19 protein-coding genes and 1 pseudogene are annotated in these 18832 nt (G+C 68.2%); 9 read left to right on the top strand and 11 right to left on the bottom strand.

Annotation, left to right across the window (positions count from 1 at the left end; genetic code table 11):
* The first annotated feature begins 34 nt into the window (after positions 1–34).
* The 4 genes from N0B51_RS06220 (at position 35) to N0B51_RS06205 (ending at position 4496) form a co-directional block, all read left to right on the top strand.
* A complete protein-coding gene (locus N0B51_RS06220) occupies positions 35–1132 on the top strand; it encodes a cysteine desulfurase family protein (RefSeq protein ID WP_259961405.1) in 1098 nt (365 codons plus the stop codon).
* Between the two features lie 9 nt (positions 1133–1141).
* Positions 1142–2212, top strand: a complete 1071-nt coding sequence (locus N0B51_RS06215; RefSeq protein ID WP_259961404.1) for a cysteine desulfurase family protein — start codon at positions 1142–1144, stop codon at positions 2210–2212.
* Positions 2209–2553: a 2Fe-2S iron-sulfur cluster-binding protein gene (locus N0B51_RS06210; RefSeq protein ID WP_259961403.1), complete on the top strand. Its 345-nt coding sequence runs from the start codon at positions 2209–2211 to the stop codon at positions 2551–2553. Before N0B51_RS06215 ends, N0B51_RS06210 begins: the two co-directional genes overlap by 4 nt.
* A gap of 83 nt (positions 2554–2636) precedes the next feature.
* Positions 2637–4496, top strand: coding sequence for a DUF885 domain-containing protein (locus N0B51_RS06205; protein WP_259961402.1), 1860 nt, complete (start codon positions 2637–2639; stop codon positions 4494–4496).
* 72 nt (positions 4497–4568) lie between these two features.
* Here N0B51_RS06205 and N0B51_RS06200 read toward each other — a convergent pair whose 3' ends face one another.
* Positions 4569–5114, bottom strand: a complete 546-nt coding sequence (locus N0B51_RS06200) for a type 1 glutamine amidotransferase domain-containing protein (RefSeq protein ID WP_259961401.1) — start codon at positions 5112–5114, stop codon at positions 4569–4571.
* A gap of 92 nt (positions 5115–5206) precedes the next feature.
* Between N0B51_RS06200 and parC the strand changes: the two genes are divergently transcribed.
* Entirely contained in the window at positions 5207–7495 is a 2289-nt protein-coding gene (parC, locus tag N0B51_RS06195) for a DNA topoisomerase IV subunit A (RefSeq protein WP_259961400.1), read from the top strand.
* Between the two features lie 94 nt (positions 7496–7589).
* On the opposite strand, the gene N0B51_RS06190 is transcribed toward parC, so the two are convergent.
* The 6 genes from N0B51_RS06190 to N0B51_RS06165 all read right to left on the bottom strand — a co-directional run bounded on the left by N0B51_RS06190 (position 7590) and on the right by N0B51_RS06165 (position 12454).
* Positions 7590–8102, bottom strand: a complete 513-nt coding sequence (locus N0B51_RS06190) for a hypothetical protein (RefSeq protein ID WP_259961399.1) — start codon at positions 8100–8102, stop codon at positions 7590–7592.
* A gap of 258 nt (positions 8103–8360) precedes the next feature.
* Positions 8361–9554 carry a CCA tRNA nucleotidyltransferase gene (locus N0B51_RS06185; protein WP_259961397.1) on the bottom strand — a complete coding sequence of 398 codons (1194 nt, stop codon included), beginning with the start codon at positions 9552–9554 and terminating at the stop codon, positions 8361–8363.
* Positions 9547–10146 carry a CoA pyrophosphatase gene (locus N0B51_RS06180; RefSeq protein WP_259961396.1) on the bottom strand — a complete coding sequence of 200 codons (600 nt, stop codon included), beginning with the start codon at positions 10144–10146 and terminating at the stop codon, positions 9547–9549. The genes N0B51_RS06185 and N0B51_RS06180 overlap by 8 nt, the downstream gene beginning before the upstream one ends.
* Positions 10143–10679, bottom strand: coding sequence for a DUF1285 domain-containing protein (locus tag N0B51_RS06175; protein ID WP_259961395.1), 537 nt, complete (start codon positions 10677–10679; stop codon positions 10143–10145). The genes N0B51_RS06180 and N0B51_RS06175 overlap by 4 nt, the downstream gene beginning before the upstream one ends.
* 31 nt (positions 10680–10710) lie before the next feature.
* Positions 10711–11214, bottom strand: coding sequence for a GNAT family N-acetyltransferase (locus tag N0B51_RS06170; protein ID WP_259961394.1), 504 nt, complete (start codon positions 11212–11214; stop codon positions 10711–10713).
* A gap of 61 nt (positions 11215–11275) precedes the next feature.
* Positions 11276–12454 carry a PQQ-dependent sugar dehydrogenase gene (locus N0B51_RS06165; protein ID WP_259961393.1) on the bottom strand — a complete coding sequence of 393 codons (1179 nt, stop codon included), beginning with the start codon at positions 12452–12454 and terminating at the stop codon, positions 11276–11278.
* On the opposite strand from N0B51_RS06165, the gene rnhB reads away from it, so the two are divergent.
* A complete protein-coding gene (gene rnhB, locus N0B51_RS06160) occupies positions 12453–13082 on the top strand; it encodes a ribonuclease HII (protein WP_259961392.1) in 630 nt (209 codons plus the stop codon). The two genes, N0B51_RS06165 and rnhB, sit on opposite strands and share 2 nt — an antisense overlap.
* On the opposite strand, the gene N0B51_RS06155 is transcribed toward rnhB, so the two are convergent.
* Positions 13079–13330, bottom strand: a complete 252-nt coding sequence (locus N0B51_RS06155) for a sulfotransferase (protein WP_259961391.1) — start codon at positions 13328–13330, stop codon at positions 13079–13081. The genes rnhB and N0B51_RS06155 overlap by 4 nt on opposite strands.
* A gap of 173 nt (positions 13331–13503) precedes the next feature.
* Between N0B51_RS06155 and N0B51_RS06150 the strand changes: the two genes are divergently transcribed.
* Both N0B51_RS06150 and folP read left to right on the top strand, forming a co-directional pair.
* A complete protein-coding gene (locus N0B51_RS06150) occupies positions 13504–14631 on the top strand; it encodes a site-specific DNA-methyltransferase (RefSeq protein ID WP_311201830.1) in 1128 nt (375 codons plus the stop codon).
* A gap of 31 nt (positions 14632–14662) precedes the next feature.
* On the top strand, positions 14663–15775 hold the full coding sequence (folP, locus tag N0B51_RS06145) for a dihydropteroate synthase (protein ID WP_259961390.1): 1113 nt from the start codon (positions 14663–14665) through the stop codon (positions 15773–15775).
* A 15-nt stretch (positions 15776–15790) separates the two neighbouring features.
* Here folP and N0B51_RS06140 read toward each other — a convergent pair whose 3' ends face one another.
* Genes N0B51_RS06140 through N0B51_RS06130 form a run of 3 tightly spaced genes read right to left on the bottom strand, consistent with a single transcriptional unit; the run spans position 15791 to position 18560 of the window.
* The gene (locus N0B51_RS06140) at positions 15791–16300 is read right to left on the bottom strand and encodes a hemerythrin domain-containing protein (protein ID WP_259961389.1); all 510 of its coding nucleotides are present in this window, start codon (positions 16298–16300) and stop codon (positions 15791–15793) included.
* 58 nt (positions 16301–16358) lie between these two features.
* On the bottom strand, positions 16359–17123 hold the full coding sequence (locus N0B51_RS06135; protein WP_259961388.1) for an SDR family NAD(P)-dependent oxidoreductase: 765 nt from the start codon (positions 17121–17123) through the stop codon (positions 16359–16361).
* A gap of 18 nt (positions 17124–17141) precedes the next feature.
* Entirely contained in the window at positions 17142–18560 is a 1419-nt protein-coding gene (locus tag N0B51_RS06130) for a sigma-54-dependent transcriptional regulator (RefSeq protein WP_259961386.1), read from the bottom strand.
* Between the two features lie 142 nt (positions 18561–18702).
* On the opposite strand from N0B51_RS06130, the pseudogene N0B51_RS06125 reads away from it, so the two are divergent.
* A pseudogene (locus tag N0B51_RS06125) lies at positions 18703–18831 on the top strand (aa3-type cytochrome c oxidase subunit IV); the annotation flags it as partial.
* Position 18832: the final 1 nt, after the last annotated feature.

The raw sequence follows: 18832 nt of genomic DNA, 5'->3' as shown, positions 1-18832 counted from the left end.
CGGCTATATAGGCGGCAAGGCAAAAATCGCAATCGTGACGAATTCTTCCCGCATCTATCTCGACCACGCCGCGACCACCCCGCTGCGCCCCGAGGCGCGCGCCGCTGTCGAGGAGGGCTTCGCGCTGTGGGCCAACCCGTCGAGCCCGCACGCCGAAGGACGCAGGGCCCGCGCTGCGCTGGAAGACGCGCGCGAGCGAGTGAAGTCCGCGCTAGGGTGGGAAGGCGAGGTGATCTTCACCTCCGGCGCCAGCGAAGCCGCGGAACTGGCGATCGAAACCGCCAACACCGTCCACGACATCGCGTCCGCCGTCGAACACGACGCGGTGTTGCGGGGCGACCGGCCCGAATGGATGCTGCCCGTGAGGCCCGACGGGGCGGCCGACCTCATGGCGTTGTCGGCCGAAAGCGCGCCGTCGGACCTGCTGGTCGACGATCCCGAGAACCGATCGCTCGTCGCCGTGCAGCACGTCAACTCGGAAACCGGAAACCGCCAGCACATCGGCTTTGCCGCCGAGGTGGTGCACGACAACGGCGGGTTGCTGCTCGTCGATTGCGCGCAGAGCGCGGGCAAGTTCGCGCTGCCGAAGATGGCCGACCTGGCAATCGTCTCGGCACACAAGTTCGGCGGGCCGGTCGGGATCGGCGCGCTGCTGGTAAAGGATTTCGCGATGCTTCACCCGGGCGGCGGGCAGGAGCGCGGCTACCGGCGCGGCACCGAGAACCTGCCCGGCGTGCTCGGCATGGCGGCGGCGCTGGAGGCGTGCGGGGACCCGTACATCGACCCAGTCGTGCTGGAACCGCTCGACACATTCGCGAACGAGGTTCGTGCGCTGGAGGGCGAATGGCTCTCGGATCGCCTCTCCGATCCCACGCCGTACATCCGCGCGATCGCCATGCCGAACCTGTCGGCGCAGGCCCAGCTCATGCGGTTCGACATGGCGGGTATCGCGGTGAGCCAGGGCTCCGCGTGTTCGTCAGGCACGATGAAGCGCAGCCACGTGCTGACCGCGATGGGCATTGCCGACGATGTCGCTGAGCGCACGATCCGCGTCAGTTTCGGCTGGACCACCACGCGCGAAGAGGTGGAACGCTTTTGCGAAGTCTGGCTTGGCATGGCCCGGGGACGCTAGGCTGAAGCGATGATCTATCTCGACTATCAGGCCACGACCCCGCTCGCACCCGAAGCGCGCGAGGCGATTCTGCGCTGGCTCGACGGACCGGGCGGCGAGGGGTTCGGCAACCCGCACTCCGCGCACAGGATGGGCCGGATGGCGAAGGCGGCGATCGACCTTGCGCGCGACCAGGTGGCGGCGCTGCTGCCGCCGGGCGGGCGAGTGATCTTCACCGGCGGCGCGACCGAGGCGATCAACCTCGCGATCCGCGGGAGCGGCAAGGGCGGCAGCGTCTCGGTCTCCGCGATCGAGCACGCCGCAGTGCTTGACACCGCCGCGGACCTGGGCCGCGCTCATCATCTCAACGTGGCGAAAACCGGGCAGTGCAACGTCGACCAGGACCTGCCCGCCGACATCCGCCTGGTCTGCGTGATGCAGGTCAACAACGAGATCGGCACGATCCAGCCGACGGTCGACTGGCACCGCAAGGCGAAGGCGGCGAACGCGCTCTATCTTTGCGACGCGGTCCAGGCCTACGGCAAGATCGAGGTCACCGGCGCCGACATGATCGCGATCAGCGCGCACAAGTTCCACGGGCCCAAGGGCATAGGCGCGTTGTGGGTGCGCAACGGGGTCGACCTTTCGGAAGTCCAGACCGGTGGCGGCCAGGAGCACGGCTTGCGGTCCGGCACCCTCTCGCCTGCGCTGATCGCCGGGATGGGGGCCGCCGCGGCGGTGGCGAAGGAGCGCATGGCCGCCGATGCCGCGCACGTCGATGTGCTGTGGGACCGCGCCCGCGAACTGTTCGGTGACTGGGACCTCAACGGAAGCGCGGACGCGCGGTGGCACGGCAACCTCAACATCCGGCGCAAGGGCCTCGACGTGAACCGGTTGATGAGCGAATGCCGCACGGTGATGTTCTCGGCCGGATCGGCCTGCGCCAGCGGATCGGGCCGCCCGAGCCACGTGCTCAAGGCGATCGGCCTGACCGACAAGCAGGCGAAAAGCTCGATCCGGCTCGGTTTCGGCCGCTATACCACGATCGACGAGATCGAGGAGGCCGCGGCGATCATCAACGAAGCGGCGGGCAGGCAATGAGCGATCGGGCGATTCGCGTCACTTTCATCGCTCCGGACGGCAGCCGGATCGAGGCCGAGGGTGCGCCGGGCGACAACCTCCTGCGCCTCGGCCAGGCGAACGGGCTCCCGCTCGAGGGGACCTGCGAGGGCCAGATGGCCTGCTCGACCTGCCACGTGATCGTCGACGGCGCGTGGTTCGATTCCCTACCGCCCGCGAGCGAGGCGGAGGAAGACATGCTCGACCTCGCCGCCGGAGCGTGCCGAACGAGCCGGCTGTCGTGCCAGATCGACCTGACCGAAGACCTGGACGGCCTGGCAGTGCGGGTGCCGTCCGACAGCCACGACGCTCGCCGACTTTGAAGCGTCGTTCGCGGAAAAACCCTCTTCTCTGCGGGCAGCGAACGACTACGGCCGCGATCCAGTCGTGAACGGGGGAAATCCAGATGCGCCTTGCCTATTCCATCCTGATCGCCGCCGCGCCGATCGCCTTCGTCGCACCCGCTGCGCCGCTTCATGCGCGGGACCACGGGGCACACGCCGCGCACGCGGCAGCGGCAGAAAACAACGCCGCGCTGCGCGCCTGGTTCGAGGCGAAGTACGAGGAGCAGGTGCTCGACAGCCCGCTGACGCTGACCAGCCTCGGCCGGAAAGAACGTTACGGCGAGATCGACGACTTCTCGCTCGCGGCCCAGGATCGCCGGCTCGCGTGGATGAAGGCTTCGGTTGAGGAAATGGAGCGGACTTTCGACTACGCCGGTCTGAACGCCGCCGACCGGCTGTCCTACGACTTGTGGAAATACGAATACGAGCAGGCGGCGCGAAGCGCGAAATGGCGCGACAGCGGCTACGTGTTCACTCAGATGCAGGGCATCCATACCAGCCTGCCGACCTTGCTCGTGGGACAGCACCGCGTCGATACGGAGCAGGACATGCGCGACTACATCTCGCGCGTGGGGGGTATCGGCCGGGCAATCGGGCAGCTTGTCGACTTCGCCGAGGCGCGTGCGGCCAAGGGGGTGCGCCCGCCCTATTTCGCCTACGACTTCGTGATCGCCGAAGCGACCAAGCTCAAGTCCGGTGCGCCGTTCGACGACGGAGCGGACAATGCTCTGTGGCAGGACGGCAAGGGCAAGATCGCCAAGCTCGTCGACGCGGGCACGATCACGGCGGCGCAGGGGGATGTCCTGCGCGCCGATCTCGAGGCTGCGCTCAAGGGCGGATACAAGGACGGATACGACCGGCTCGTCGCGTTCATGACGGCAGACCGGCCCAATGCCCCCCAGGTTGCCACCGGCGTCGGCGCACTGCCCGACGGCAAGGCCTATTATGCACACCGCCTCGCGGCTTCCACCACCACCGACCTGACGCCGGAACAGGTGCACCAGATCGGCCTCGACGACGTGAAGCGCATTCACGCCGAGATGGAAGCGATCAGGCAGAAGGTCGGATTCGAAGGCGACCTCAAGGCCTTCTTCGAGCACGTGAAGACCGATCCGGCGAACTACTATCCGCAAGGGGACGAGGGCGCGCAGATGTACATCGACGCGGCCACGGCGGCGATCGACAACATCGAGAGCGAGCTGCCCGAGTATTTCGGCTTGCTGCCCAAGGCCGCGCTCGAGGTCAAACGGGTCGAGCCGTTCCGCGAACAGGCCGGCGGCGCCCAGCACTATCGTTCGGCCACGCCCGACGGATCGCGCCCCGGCGTCTATTACGCCCACCTCTCGGACATGAGCGCGATGCCCAAGAACATGCTCGAGGTGATCGCCTATCACGAGGGCCTGCCCGGCCACCACATGCAGATTTCGATCGCGCAGGAGCTGCAAGGCGTCCCGACCTTCCAGACGCAAGCCGGTTACAGCGCCTTTTCCGAAGGCTGGGGCCTGTATTCCGAGCGCCTCGCCAAGGAGATGCCCGGAACCTATGCCGATCCCTATTCGGATTTCGGGCGCCTGACCTCGGAACTGTGGCGTGCGATCCGGCTGGTGGTCGACACCGGGCTGCATTCCAAGGGTTGGACCGAGGATCAGGCGATCGCCTACTTCACCGCCAATTCGCCCCAGAACGCCGAGACGATCCGCAGCGAAGTGCGCCGCTACATCGTCTGGCCGGGTCAGGCGACGAGCTACAAGATCGGCATGAACAGGATCCTCGACCTGCGGGCCGAAGCCGAGCGGGAGCTTGGCGACAAGTTTGATATCCGCGCCTTCCACGACGCGGTCCTCGGCGGCGGATCGCTTCCGCTGTCGCTTCTCGAGCGACGGGTGCGCGACTGGATCGCGTCCGAAAAGAAAAAGGTTTGACCGGGAAGCGTAAGAGCGGCCCCGCCCATTGCGGGCGGGGCCTTCTTTCAACCGACAGGCCGGGTCAACGGCTCAGGCGTCTTCGGGAACCTTTTCCTGCTGAAGCGCCTCGATCAGCGCCTCGCTGAAGGCCGGAATGTCGTCCGGGTTGCGGCTGGTGATGAGGTTGCCGTCGATCGCGACTTCCTTGTCGACCACGTTCGCGCCCGCATTCTCGAGATCGGTCCGGACCGAGGGCCAGCTGGTCACCGTGCGGCCGTCGACGATGTCGGCCTCGATGAGCAGCCAGGGCGCATGGCAGATCGCGGCGATCGGCTTGCCGGCGTCGTTGAAGTCCTCGACGAGGTCGATCACGGCATCGTTCATGCGCAGGATGTCGGGGTTCATCTGGCCGCCGGGCAGCAGCAGCGCGTCGTAGTCGCCCTCGCTGACTTCCTCGACCGTGACGTCGACCTTGACCGCGCGCCCCCAGTCCTTCTGGTCCCAGCCCTTGATTTCCCCGTCCTCGAGGCTCGCGACGACCGTCTCGAACCCCGCGGCCTCGAGGTTTGCCCTGGGCTTTTCGAGCTCCGACTGCTCGAATCCGTCGGTCGCGATGATGAGGATGCGCTTTGCCATGATGATAGTCTCCTTCACCCCACCATACGTGTGGGGATAGCGGGCCGTTCCGGCGTTGAGCGCCTGCCCGTGCCGCTGCTAGGGCGAGGTGCATGGCAGACCTTATCGAAGCCGAAAAAGACCCGTTCGACGCGATCGTCGACGCCCCGTTCGACAGCGCCCTGTCCGAGCGCTACCTGGTCTATGCGCTGTCCACGATCACGGCCCGCTCGCTGCCCGACCTGCGCGACGGGCTGAAGCCGGTCCACCGCCGCCTGCTGTGGGCGATGCGGCAGCTGAAACTCAACCCGACCGACGCATTCAAGAAGAGCGCGCGCGTGGTCGGCGACGTCATCGGCAAGTACCATCCGCACGGCGACGCCAGCGTCTACGACGCGATGGTCCGCCTCGCGCAGGATTTCGCGCTGCGTTATCCGCTGGTCGAGGGGCAGGGCAACTTCGGCAACATCGACGGCGATAACGCCGCCGCGTACCGCTATACCGAGGCGCGGCTGACGCGCACCGCGATGCTGCTCATGCAGGGCCTCGACGAAGGCACGGTCGATTTCATCCCGACCTACAACGGCGAGGAGGAAGAGCCCGAAATCTTCCCCGGCCTGTTCCCCAACCTGCTCGCCAACGGGTCGAGCGGGATCGCGGTGGGCATGGCGACCAACATTCCCAGCCACAACGTTGCCGAAGTGATCGACGCGACGCTGGAACTGGTCGACAACCCCCACGCCGAGCATGCGCGCCTGATGGAGCTGTTCCACGGCCCCGACTTCGCGACCGGCGGCCTGGTGGTGGACAGTCCCGAGACGATCGCCGCCGCCTACGAGACCGGTCGGGGCAGTTTCCGGATGCGCGCCCGTTTCCACGCCGCCGAGGCGGAAAAGGCCGAGGATCGCGACGCGGGCATCGAGCGGCTGGGCGGCGGGCAGTGGCAGCTCGTGGTCAGCGAGATCCCGTACCAGGTGGCGAAGGGCAAGCTGATCGAGCAGGTTGCCCAGCTGATCGCCGACAGGAAGCTGCCGATCCTCGAGGACGTGCGTGACGAGAGCGACGAGAACATCCGCATCGTCTTCGTACCGCGCAGCCGCAACGTCGATCCCGAGCTGCTCAAGGAAAGCCTTTACAAGCTGACCGACCTCGAGACGCGCTTCGGATTGAACCTGAACGTGCTCGACGCGGGCCGCACGCCGATGGTCATGGGGCTCAAGGAATTGCTCCAACACTGGATCGCGAGCCAGATCGACATCCTCCAGCGGCGCAGCCGCCACCGGCTCGACCAGATCGCCAAGCGGCTGGAACTGGTCGAAGGCTATATCGTCGCCTACCTCAACCTCGACCGGGTGATCGAGATCATCCGCACCGAGGACGAGCCCAAGCCGGTCATGATGGCCGAGTTCTCGCTGACCGACCGGCAGGTCGAGGCGATCCTCAACATGCGGCTGCGGTCCCTGCGCAAGCTCGAGGAAATGGAGCTGCGGCGGGAGCGCGACGACCTGCTGAAGGAGCAGGGGGACCTTGAAAAGCTGCTCGGTTCACCGGCTCGCCAGCGCACTCGCCTGCGCCGCGATCTCGAGGCGCTGCGCAAGGAATACGGGCCGGACACCCCGCTGGGGCGCCGCCGCACGACGATCGCCGAGGCCGCCCCGACGGTCGAGTTCAATCCCGACGCGATGATCGAGAAGGAGCCGGTCACGATCATCCTGTCGCAGCGCGGGTGGATCAGGGCGGCGAAGGGCCACCTTCCGCTCGACCAGGACTGGAAGTTCAAGGAAGGCGACGGGCCGGCCTTCGCGCTCCACGCGCAGACCACCGACAAGCTGCTTCTCGCTGCCGACGACGGGCGGTTCTACACGCTGGGCGCCGACAAGCTTCCCGGCGCGCGCGGCTTCGGCGAGCCCGTGCGCACGATGATCGACATCGACCCCGAGGCGAACGTCGTCGCCGCGCTGGTGCACAGGCCGAAGGGACAGCTCCTGCTCGCCGCGACGAGCGGCAAGGGATTTGCCGCGGTCACCGACGAGCTGCTCGCCGAAACCCGCAAGGGCCGCCAGGTCGTCAACCTCAAGCCGGGGCAGAAAGTCGCCGCGGTGCGCGAGATCGCCCCCGAGCACGATCATGTCGCGGTCGTCGGCGACAACCGCAAGCTGGTTGTCTTCCACCTCGAGGAACTGCCGATCCTCACGCGCGGACAGGGGGTCACCCTCCAGCGCTATCGCGACGGCGGCCTGTCCGACGCGACGACGTTCAGGCTGGAGGACGGGCTGAGCTGGGTGACGGGCGGCGACAGCGGCCGGACGCGCACCGAGAACGAAATCTGGCAGTGGAAGGTGGCACGCGGGGCGGCCGGGCGCCTCCCGCCGACCGGCTTTCCGAAGGTCAACCGGTTCTAAAAAGAACGGACCGGAAGCGTCTGATGCGCCTCCGGCCCGTTCGGCGACCCGAAGGGCTCTCATGCGGAGAGCCTTCCGGAAATCGGATATTAGATTACTCTGATGTAGTACCAGCGCTGGCGGCCGCCGCAATCTGGTCTGCGGTGAACAGTGCCATGAGTGCGCCCTGTGCATCGACGGCGAAGTGTTCGCGCTTGAGCGCGACCGCGCCGCTGGGGCTTTCGAGCACGATCGCGTCGCCCTCGACGGACTTGATCGAGCCGGCCGGCGCGCCCTTGGCGGTGATGACCGCCGCGCCCGCGACCAGGGCCGCGTCGCGCTTGGCATTGGCCGCGGCGACCTGCTCGGCCATCATGGCGTCGATCTGCGCCTTGGTGACGGTGATCGTCGGCCCCTTGTCGCTCTTGCCGAAGGCGTTTTCGGGAAGCGGCGCCTTGTAGGTCCCCGTGTCGAGCATGACGGTCCCGCCCTCGATGCTGACGATCTTGCCGACTTCACCGCCCTGCGGGCCATAGACCGTCGCGCCAGCAGCGACCTGCGCGAGCGCGGCGGCGGGAAGAAGGGCGGTGGCGAGGGCGGCCGATACGGCCATCTTGGCAAGGTTCATGGGTAGAATCTCCGTTCAGTTCACATGGCACCGCGTCCGCGGGCAGGACCCGCTTGACGGTGAAACTCGATTGTGTGCGCGAAAAAGTGCGAAGCGCGGCTTCGCAAGGGATTGCCCCGGCAGGCGGGACGGTGGCCCCTGGAATGGGACCGGACGCGCGGGCGACCGCACGAGCGGTCGGGACCTTTATCCGTCACTTGCGGGGAAAGGCAACCGTGCGCTGTATAGCGGCGCGTTCCTGAAGCCACGCTGAAGTGGTCAGCCGCGCCGGGCCAGTTCGTCCTCCAGGATTGCTGCCACCCGTTCACGGTCGGGGAAGCCTTCGTCGACCCAGCGCCGCTCGACCGCGCGCAGGATCCGCGCGACTTCGGGACCGGCGCGGACGCCCCGGGCGACGATTTCGCCGCCCTTGACCGGCAGCACTGGCGGTTCCCACCGCTTGAGCGCGTCGATGTCCTGTCCTTCCAGCAGGAGCCGGTCGATCGCGCAGTCGACGCCCACGGCATAGGCGAGCGCGCGCGGAGAATCTCCGTCGCGCGTATCGCGCGCTGCGGTGCAGGTGAGGCGCGCACGCTGGTTCTTCGAAAGCCTGAGGCGTGCCGCGACGCCTTCGGCAACCGGCGGCACTGCTGGAAGCAGCGCGGCGAGGCGGCGCATGGCATGGGGCCTTACGCCTGCGGCATTCTCGACCGCGACCAGCCTGCTGAGCTTGTCGACCTCCTGCTTGCCCGCCTCGGGAAGGACCACCTGCAGCACGCCCAGTTCGCGCATCCGCGCCACGGTGGGACCCGGATCGGGCAGCGCGAGCAGGTTCTGCAGTTCCCAGCCGACCCGTTCGCGGCTGAGGCCCTTGAGGCTTTCGGCAAGTTCGGCGCAGGCCTCCTCGGCCTCGGCGTCGAGCGCGGACCCGAACCGTGCCTGGAAGCGGAAATACCGCAGGATTCGCAGGTAATCCTCGCGGATGCGCTGGCGCGCATCGCCGATGAACCGCACCCGCTTCGCCTCAAGGTCCGCGACCCCGCCGAAGTAGTCGAAAACCTCGCGTGTCGATGGATGGGCGTAGAGCGCGTTGATCGTGAAGTCGCGGCGCGCGGCATCGTCCTTCCAGTCGCTGGCGAAGGCGACCGTCGCGCGGCGCCCATCGGTCGAGACGTCGTGACGCAGCGTCGTGATCTCGACGTTGCCGCCATCGAGGATCGCGGTGACGGTGCCGTGATCGATGCCCGTCGGGATCGTGCGAATGCCGGCGGCCTCGAGCCGGTCGATCACTTCGACCGGTTCGAGCGGCGTGGCCGCGTCGATGTCGTGGACGTCCTGCCCGAGCAGCGTGTCGCGCACCGCCCCGCCGACCCAGCGCACGTTGCCTTCCCCAAGGGCGCCGACGAGACGTGCGAGCGCGGGGCGCCGGGTCCATTCGGCGTCGGGAACGCGTGGGGGTGCCAGATCAGCCATCGAACAGCTCGGTGAGCGCCAGCCGCCGCGACAGGTTGCCGATGATCGCCGCGGTCACGCCCCAGATACGGTGGCCCTCCCACACGATCTCGAAATAGGTCCGCTCGGCGCCCTCCCACTCGACCGTGCGCGGCACGCGGTTGGCGGGATCGAGCACGAAGGCCAGCGGCGGTTCGAACCATTCGCGCACTTCGGCCGGGTTGGGGACGATCGGCAGGTCGGGCGGGACCACCGCGAGCACGGGGGTCACGTCGTAGCCCGTTCGCGTGCGGAACGGGTCCGACGCGCCGATCACCCGCACGTGGCGCGGATCGATCGCGAGTTCCTCGTGTGCTTCGCGCAGGGCCGCCTCAATCGCGTCCTCCCCGGGATCGATCTTCCCGCCCGGAAATGCCGCCTGGCCGGGGTGCGAGCGCATCGTGTCGGGACGATGCGTGAGGAGGACACCGGGCTCGCTCCGGTCGGTGACCGCGATCAGCACCGCCGCCGGGCGCAGTTCGTCGGGCGGGGCCATGGCGTCGGTCAGCAGGTCGACCTCGCGCGCGTGGCCCGCCTCGAACACGCGGGTCAGCCGGTCGATCAGCACGCTCATGACGGCACCAGCGAAAAGATCTTGCCCCGGCTCGCCACCCGCCAGTCGGCATCTGCGAGGTGCGCGAGCTGTTCGTAGGTCGACCTGTTGAGCCGCGCCTCGCAACCGCGTCGCACGCCGAGATAGAGAGCCGGCGTCTCTGCGTCGCCGCGCGCCAACAGCGGGTGGTCCGGTCCGGCGATGACGATCTCGTCGGTGTTGAGCCGGAAGGCCAGCGCGCCGTCCCGTGCCGTCATGTCGGTAGCGATGAAGGCGGCGTCCTCGACCTCGACCGACAGTTTTTGCGCCGGCGTGACCAGCCAGTACCCCGCGTCGTCCCGCACCAGCAGCGAGGCAAACGCGCGCACCATCGCGGGGCGGGTGATCGGGCTGCCCTCATGAGTCCAGGTGCCGTCCGCGCGGATCGTCATGCGGCTGTCGCCCACGTGAGCCGGTGACCATTCCTCGACGGGCGGCAGGCTCCGCGCCGCGACGGCATCGGCGAGCTCGGCAAGCGAGAGACCGGCGATCTCGGGTGGCGGGTCATATGGCACGGGCGGGCGATGCCAGAGAGCCGCGGGCGACTCAATCCTTCCAGGGACCCAACATGCCCTCGGGCGGCAGGATCGAGGGATGCTCGCATCGCACCAGCAACCGCGCCGGGTCCCATTGGCCGGGACAGCGCCACCCTTGCGGCGCCTCGACGAAGCCGAACGGGCCGTAATAGGCTGCATCACCGATGAGCACTTGCGGCAAGGGCGCCGCGGGGTCGATCGCGCCGAGCGCGGCGGCCATCATCGCCTTGCCGTAGCCTTCCCCTTGGTGCCCCGGCAGGACGGCGACGGGGCCGACCATCAAGAGCGGATGCGCTCGCCCGGCCGGATCGGACAATGCCACCGGCCACACCTGGATCGTGCCGATCAGCCAGTCCGCATCGTCGAGCGCCGCGAAGCTGAGCGGGGGCAGCCAGTCTGTGCCTTCGCGGATCCGGTAGGACGTGCGCCGCCGCCTCTCGGGCTCGAACGCGCGGTCGAGCAGGTCCTCGACGAGCTGCGGATCGACCGCGGACAGGGGCACGATAGTCGGCATGGGCGCGGCGCCGTTAGGGGCGTGCCGTTCGCGTGTCGAGAGCAATCCGCGGCTGGCGCCGTCAGCGCGGCCGCAATTCGAGCAGCCGGCCGCCGGCCTTGTCCTCGAGCAGCCAGAGCGCGCCGTCGGGGCCTTCGACGACCTCGCGGATCCGCTTGTCCATCGGGTAGCGGGCCGCCTCTTTGGCCTTCGTCCCGTCGATCGCGACCCTTACGAGCGCTGCCGGCTTCATCGCGCCGATGATCGCGTTGCCCTTCCATTCCGGCCAGAGCTTGCCCGAATAGAACAGGAAGTCACCGGGCGCGATGACGGGATTCCAGCTGATTGCGGGGGCCGAGAACTCGGGCCGGGTGGCGTGCGGGGGGATCGCACGGCCGTCGTAGTGATCGCCCTCCGACACCTCGGGCCAGCCGTAGTTCGCGCCTTTCTCGACCAGGTTGATCTCGTCGCCGCCCGCCGGGCCGTGCTCGATGTTCCACAGGCGCCCCTGCCCGTCGAAGGCGATGCCCAGCGTGTTACGGTGCCCGAACGACCAGATGTCCTGTGCCTTGCCGGCCGCGCCGGTAAAGGGATTGCCAGCGGCGGGCGTCCCGTCGAGGTTGAGCCGCACGATCGAACCGAGGTTGTTGGCGGTGTCCTGTGCCGGGCTCATCTTCTGCCGGTCGCCGCTCGACACGAACATCGTCTTTGCGTCAGGAGCGAAGGCGATGCGATGCGAATAGTGCCCGCGCCCGGTCACCTTCGGCTGCCGCCAGATCACCGCGAGGTTCTCGATCCGGCAGGCATCGGCCTGCTCGCAGACCAGCCGGCCGCGCCCGACCGCCGCGCCGCGGGTGTCGCCGCTGCCCGCTTCGGCCCAGCTCAGGTAGATCGTCCGGTTGCCGAGCGTGCTGCTGCCTTCGGACGGAAGAAACGCGACATCGCCGAGGCCGCCCTGGCCGCCGTAGTCGACGTCCGGCAGGCCGGTCACCGTGCCGACCCGCCCGCTCGCCGCGTCGACGAACTTCATCGTCCCGGCTTTTTCGGTGATGAAGATCGTGTTCGTTCCGGGGGCGAAGGCGGCGGCCCAGGGCTCGTCGAAGCTTCCGTGCTCGACGATGCGGAACGGGGCCGCGCCCCCACCCGCGGGCGCCGGGGTGGAGTTCGCCGCAGGCGAATCCCCGGTCGTCTGCATCCCGCAGCTTGCCAGCCCGAGAGTGACAGGGGATAGGAGCACAAGGGAAATCGGTCGCTTGGTCATGCTCTCAGGAACTCCTCATCCGCAATTCGGCTCCACCCCGCTGGTCGTGGGCGTGGACGAGGCGGGTCGCGGTCCGCTCGCGGGACCGGTTGTCGCAGCGGCGGTCGCGCTCTGCAAGCCGCGCCCGGTGGGTCTGGACGATTCGAAAAAGCTCTGCGCCGCGACCCGCGCGCGGCTCGACCTCAGCGTCCGGCGGCGCTGTGCCTGGGGTGTCGGAGTCGTCGAAGTCGAGGACATCGACCGGCTCAACATCTTCGGCGCGACGATGCTCGCGATGACGCTGGCGGTCGCGCGCCTCGCCGAAGCGCTCGCGCGCGATCCCGACCTGGTGCTGGTCGACGGAAACCTGACCCCCAGCGGCCGGCGGCCGGAATGGCGCTGGGCTGCGCGTCCGATCGTCGGCGGGGACGGCAAGGAGCCGGCGATCGGCGCGGCCTCGATCGTCGCCAAGGAATGGCGCGACCGGATCATGCGCGACCATGCCAAGGTGCACCCGCAATACGGGTGGGAGCGCAACAAGGGCTACGGGACCGCGGATCACCTTGCCGCGCTGCGCCGGCACGGACCGTGCCCGCTCCACCGGCGCAGCTTCTCGCCGGTCGCGCAGGCAGACCTGTTCGCGGCCTAGGCGAAAGCCTTGGCGCGCATCGCCGCGATATAGTCGCGGCCGAACTTCTCCATCGTTTCGAAGTCGGGCGGCAGACCGCCGGCCTCGTCGTTGGCCGCGGTCAGCTCGTCGCGGCTGTTCACGCGCGGCAAGGGCGGCGCTGGCTTGGGCACCGCGAGAAATTTGCACAGCGGCCCCCACTCGCAATCCATGTGGTAGCCGCGTGGTCCGGGCAACCCGAAACCGTCCCAGCGAGTCTTCCGTGCCACACCCCACGATGTCGAGTCAGGCGATTCCGCGCAGACTCAACATCTTGTGGCGGACACCTTCTGTTCTGTCGAAAGTGAGCCGGCGTTAACCATATTCGTTCAAACTCCCTGCTTGACGCGGAGTCCGCGAGGACTCACCCTGTGGATAACTTGAATCGGGGGGAATGATGAAAATGGGGGTCCTGGAGACCGCGAAGGTCCGCGCGCGGCGCGCGCCGGAGGCACCGGTGGAGCTGCCGCTTGGCCGGATCCTGCCGGGCGATTGCGTCGAGGCGATGCGGCGGCTGCCCGACGCGTCGGTCGATCTCGTCTTCGCCGACCCGCCCTACAACCTCCAACTCGGCGGTGACCTTGCCCGGCCCGACGGCAGCCATGTCGACGCGGTGACCGATCACTGGGACCAGTTTTCCAGCTTCAAGGCATACGATGACTTTACGCGCGCCTGGCTGACCGAGGCGCGCCGCGTGCTCAAGCCCGACGGGGCGCTGTGGGTTATCGGCAGCTACCACAACATCTTCCGCGTCGGCGCGATCCTTCAGGACCTGGGGTTCTGGATCCTCAACGACGTCGTCTGGCGCAAGACCAACCCGATGCCCAACTTCAAGGGCACCCGCTTCACCAACGCGCATGAAACGCTGATCTGGGCGAGCATGGGCGAGAAGAGCCGCTACCAGTTCAACTACCGCGCGATGAAGACGCTCAACGACGAGCTGCAGATGCGCAGCGACTGGACGATCCCGATCTGCTCCGGGCAGGAACGGCTCAAGGAGAACGGCACCAAGGCGCACCCGACGCAGAAGCCCGAGGCCTTGCTCTATCGCGTGCTGCTGGCGACGACCGAAAAGGGCGACGTTGTGCTCGACCCGTTCTTCGGCACGGGCACCACCGGCGCGGTCGCCAAGCGGCTGGGCCGCCAGTGGATCGGCTGCGAGCGCGAGCCGGCCTACCGCGAAGTCGCGACCAGGCGGATCGAGAAGGAACTGCCGCTCGACGAAAGCGCGCTGGCCACGATGCAGAGCCCGCGCGCCGCGACCAAGGTGGCATTCGGTGCGCTGGTCGAGGCGGGCCTGATACCGCCGGGCACCCGCGTCTTCGACAAGAAGCGCCGCTGGATCGCCACCGTGCGTGCCGACGGATCGCTGGTGCACGACAAGGCGAGCGGATCAATCCACGGTCTCGGCAAGGACCTGCAGGGCGCGCCGAGCTGCAACGGCTGGTCGTTCTGGCACTACGAGACCGGTGGCGAGGTGAAGCCGATCGACGCCGCACGACAGCTGTGGCTGCTCGCGAACGAGGATTGATTTCGCTGACCGTCCCCGCGAAGGCGGCTGCATGACCGATCGCCTTTACCTCATGCCCATTGGCCTTGCCGCCAGCCCGCAGGTCGAGGAGGGCGATTGCGTTCGCCTCGCCGGGGGGCTGGTCTATGCGCACCGCTTTGCCGCGGTCGTGCGGCGCGGCGGCAAGGTCGTTTCGCGGGACCGGTTCACGCCGGACGGCGCGGCTGAAGCCTTTGCCCGGTTGCCCGATGCGCTCGGGCCCGAGGCCGAGGCGCAGTGGGCCGCGCTGCGCACCACGCACACACCCCTACAGCTCGGCGCGCGCACCATCCGGCTCGACCAGCCGCAGGTCGCCGGCATCCTCAACGTGACGCCCGACAGCTTTTCCGATGGCGGAAAGTTCCTGGAGAACCCCGAAGAGGGCGCGGCCCACGCGGCGCGGATGCTCGAGGCGGGTGCGGCGATGGTCGATATCGGCGGCGAAAGCACGCGGCCGGGGGCGGCGGCGGTGTGGGAGGGCGACGAGATCGCCCGCGTGGTCCCGGCGGTCGAGTACTGCGCGGCGATGGGCGCGGCGATCTGCGTCGACACCCGGCGCGCCGGGGTCATGAACGCCGCGCTCGATGCGGGCGCGCACATGGCGAACGACGTGTCCGGGATGCGCCAAGATCCGAACATGATCGACCTCGTCGCGGCGCGGGGATGTCCGGTGGTGATCATGCACGCCCCGGGTTCGGGTGACGACCTGCACGCCGATGGCGACTACGACGATGTCGTGTTCGACGTGTTCGACTGGCTTGCCGCGCGCAGGGACGCGGCGATCGCCGCGGGCATCGCGCGCGAGAAGATCGCGCTCGACCCTGGGCTGGGCTTCGGCAAGACCCTGGCCGACAACCTCGCGCTGATGAACGCGCTGCCGCTGTTCCACGCGCTGGGGCAGCCGCTGATGATCGGCGCGAGCCGCAAGCGGATGATCGGCGCTTTGTCGGACGAGGCGGCGGCGCACCAGCGGCTCGGCGGCAGCGTTGCGCTGGCGCTCAGGGCTATGGAAGCCGGCGCACAGATCGTCCGTGTGCACGACGTTGCCGAGACCGTGCAGGCGCGCAATATCTGGCGCGGGCTGCGCGACGCCGCGCTGACCGACTTCTCGATGCTGCCGGCCTGACGAAGCCCGGGCGAGCTACGAGTTTGCCGCGATGTAGGCGTCCGGCTCCTTCTCGGTCCGGTCGTAGCTGTTCTCGTGCTTTGCCTCGAACGCGAGGTACTGGAGACCCAGCTTGACGCGGGTTTCGAGCGGCACGCGCCGGCGGAAATCGGTCAGGCCCTGCCGCTCCTCCTCGCTCAAGTGCTTCGAGTTCTGCTCGTTGCACTTGTCGACGCAAGTCCACCACGCGTCCGACCCGGGTTTCTCGCGCATCGCCGCCTCGGCCGCCTCGGCGATCTTGTTGTGGTCGTCGATCGCGTCGTCGGTGGTCTCCGCGGCGCTGTCGGAATCGGTCGCCCCCTCGCCCTTCTTCAGCAGGGTGGGGTAGAAGAAGCGTTCCTCGGCCTCCGCGTGGGCCTCGAGGAAGTTCTTCAGGCGGGCGAACACCTTGCCGAGCACATCGGGATCGTCCTGGGCCTGGTCGAGCGCGGCGAAGTACTGGCGCTGGCGCGCGTGGTCGGCGAGAATGCAGTCGACGATGTCCATGAGGTGCCCCGTTGCTGGAATGGTTCCAGTCGAACGGTGTCCGGCGAGTGCGGTTCCGCTAGAGCGAGTACCCGCCATCGGTGTTGAGCACCACTCCGGTGACGTTCGCGGCCATGTCGCTGAGCAGGTATCCGATATCGCAGGCGATTTCGTCCGCCGTCGCAAAGCGGCCGCGCGGATGGCTCGCGCCCATTCCCGCTATCGCGGCTTCGCGCCCGTGTGCAGCGACCGCCTCGCGAAAGGCCTCGCCGGCATCCCATATGGCGGTGTCGACCCCGCCGGGCGCGACCGCGTTGACGCGGATGCCGAGCGCGGCGTTCTCCGCCGCGGCGATCCGCGCCATGTGCGCGACACCGGCCTTGGCGACGCCGTAGGCGCCGATCCCCGCGACCGGCTTCACCGCGGTGATGGAGCTCGTGACGACCGCCGACCCCCTGCCGTTCGCCCGCATCAGCCGGATCGCGGCCGCGAGGGTGAGGAAGGCCCCGTCGAGATTGACCGCCATAACCCGGCGCCAGTCCTTGAACGACTGCTCGGCGATCTGGCCGCCGCTGCCGATCCCCGCGTTGACCACCGCGTGGTCGAGCTTGCCCGCGGCCCGCTCGAACCCGCCCCAGAACTGCGGATCCGAGACATCGTGGACGTGGGCGTGGACTTCGCACGTCAGGGCGAGCGCCTCGATCCCATGGGCGTTAATGTCGACGAGGTGCAGCGCGGCGATGCCGTGCGCGTCCAGCCACCGGGCGACCGCCGCGCCGATGCCCGAGCCTGCTCCCGTGACAAGCGCGGTGCGGCCGGAGAAGTCGAGTTTGGGTTCGGTCATGCCGACCCGACTAGCGGATCAGGCGGCGTTGTCGATGCCGAGATCGCCGAGCTTGCGGTACAGCGTCGACCGGCCGATGCCGAGCCGGCGCGCGACTTCGGTCATGCGTCCGCGATAATGCCCGATGGCGAGGCGGATCACGTCGGCCTCGATCTCCTCGAGGCTGCGCAGGTTGCCGTCCTCGGTGTAGAGCATGACGCCGACCCCGTCCTGGCGCGGGTCGCGGCTCTCGACCGTCTCGCCGAGCATTTCGGACAGTTGCGGGAAGCTGTCGGACGTCAGCGCGTCGCCGTCGCAGAACACCGCCGCGCGGAACAGCGCCGCCTGGAGCTGGCGGACGTTACCGGGCCAGTCGAACGCCGCGAGCAGCGCCAGCGCGCTGTCGGTGATCGTCAGCGACCTGAGGCCGGGTTGCTCGCCGATCCGGCCGAGGAAATGGCGCGCAAGGGCCGGAATGTCGCCGGTCCGCTCGCGCAAGGGCGGCAAGGTGATGGTGGTGCCGGCGAGCTGCGCGTGAAGTGCGGGATGGAAGTAACCCGAATCGCCCAGCGTCGCGAGCGGCAGGTTGCTTGCCGAAATCACCCTCAGGTCGAACTTGAAGCCATGGCGCGCGCCGAGCGGGCGGACAACGCCGGTTTCAAGCACTTCTGCCAGGCGCTCCTGCACGGGCATCGGCAGGCGGTCGACCTCGTCGAGCACGAGGGTACCGCCGTCGCACTGCTGGATCGCCCCGACCTGGCGCTCGAACGCGCCGGGAAAGGCGTTTTGTTCATGGCCGAACAGGACCGATTCGATCGAATTGGCCGGGACCGCGCGGGCGTTGATCAGGCGGAACGGCGCCTTCGCCCGGGGGCTGGCCGCGTGCATCGCGCGGATCAGCATTTCCTTGCCGGTCCCGGTTTCGCCCTCGATCAGCACGTTGCCGTGGCCGCGGGCAGACTTCGCGGCCTTGGCGAGCGCAGCGCGGAAATTGGGCGCGGTGCCGATCATCGCGTCGAAATCGAGCACCTGGCCGAGCTTCTCGGTCAGCGGCTGAAGCTCATCGCGCGGCGCTTCGCGCTTCGAGGCGGTGCGCAGTGCCTGCATCAGCCGATCGGGCGCGACGGGCTTGATCATGTAGTCGGTGGCGCCCGCCCGCATGGCCTCCACCGCGAGGAGCGGGCTGGCACTGGCGGTCAGCATAAGGATCGGCAGCGCGGGTCGGCGTGCCTTGAGTTCCTCGATCAGGCGACAGGCGTCGTCTCCGGGCACCCACTGGTCGAGGATGATCGCCGACAGCTGCATTCCCTGGCGGGTGCCGAGCGTGGCGATCGCGGTTTCCGAATCGCCGACCACGATTGTGCGCCAGCCCTCGCGCGCGGCGAGCGCGGAGATGAGCCGGCTCTGCGCCGGTTCATCGTCGATCAGCATCAGCAGCCGGTTGTCACCCTCGGTCATCGCGCAAACGTGTCCCGTCCCGAAACAGACCGACCCAATAGGGGACAGGAGTAAAGGTCCGCTTAAGACAGCTTGCGGACTTGAGCGCACGAGCGCCGCGCGATAGGACGTCGGTGCATACCGAAAATCCAGGGGAACACACAGCATGGCAACCGGCAACGACATGAAGGCCCACCGCGGTACCTACGGCGGCTTCATTACCTTGCTCAAATGGTCGGTCCCGATCATCGCGGTCATCGCGTTGCTCATCGTCATCGCCATCTCGAACTGAC

The organism is Tsuneonella litorea (assembly GCF_025154015.1).
Lineage (GTDB): Bacteria > Pseudomonadota > Alphaproteobacteria > Sphingomonadales > Sphingomonadaceae > Tsuneonella > Tsuneonella litorea.
Note: the sequence above shows the minus strand (reverse complement) of the source record. Positions and strands in the feature narration are given on the sequence as shown.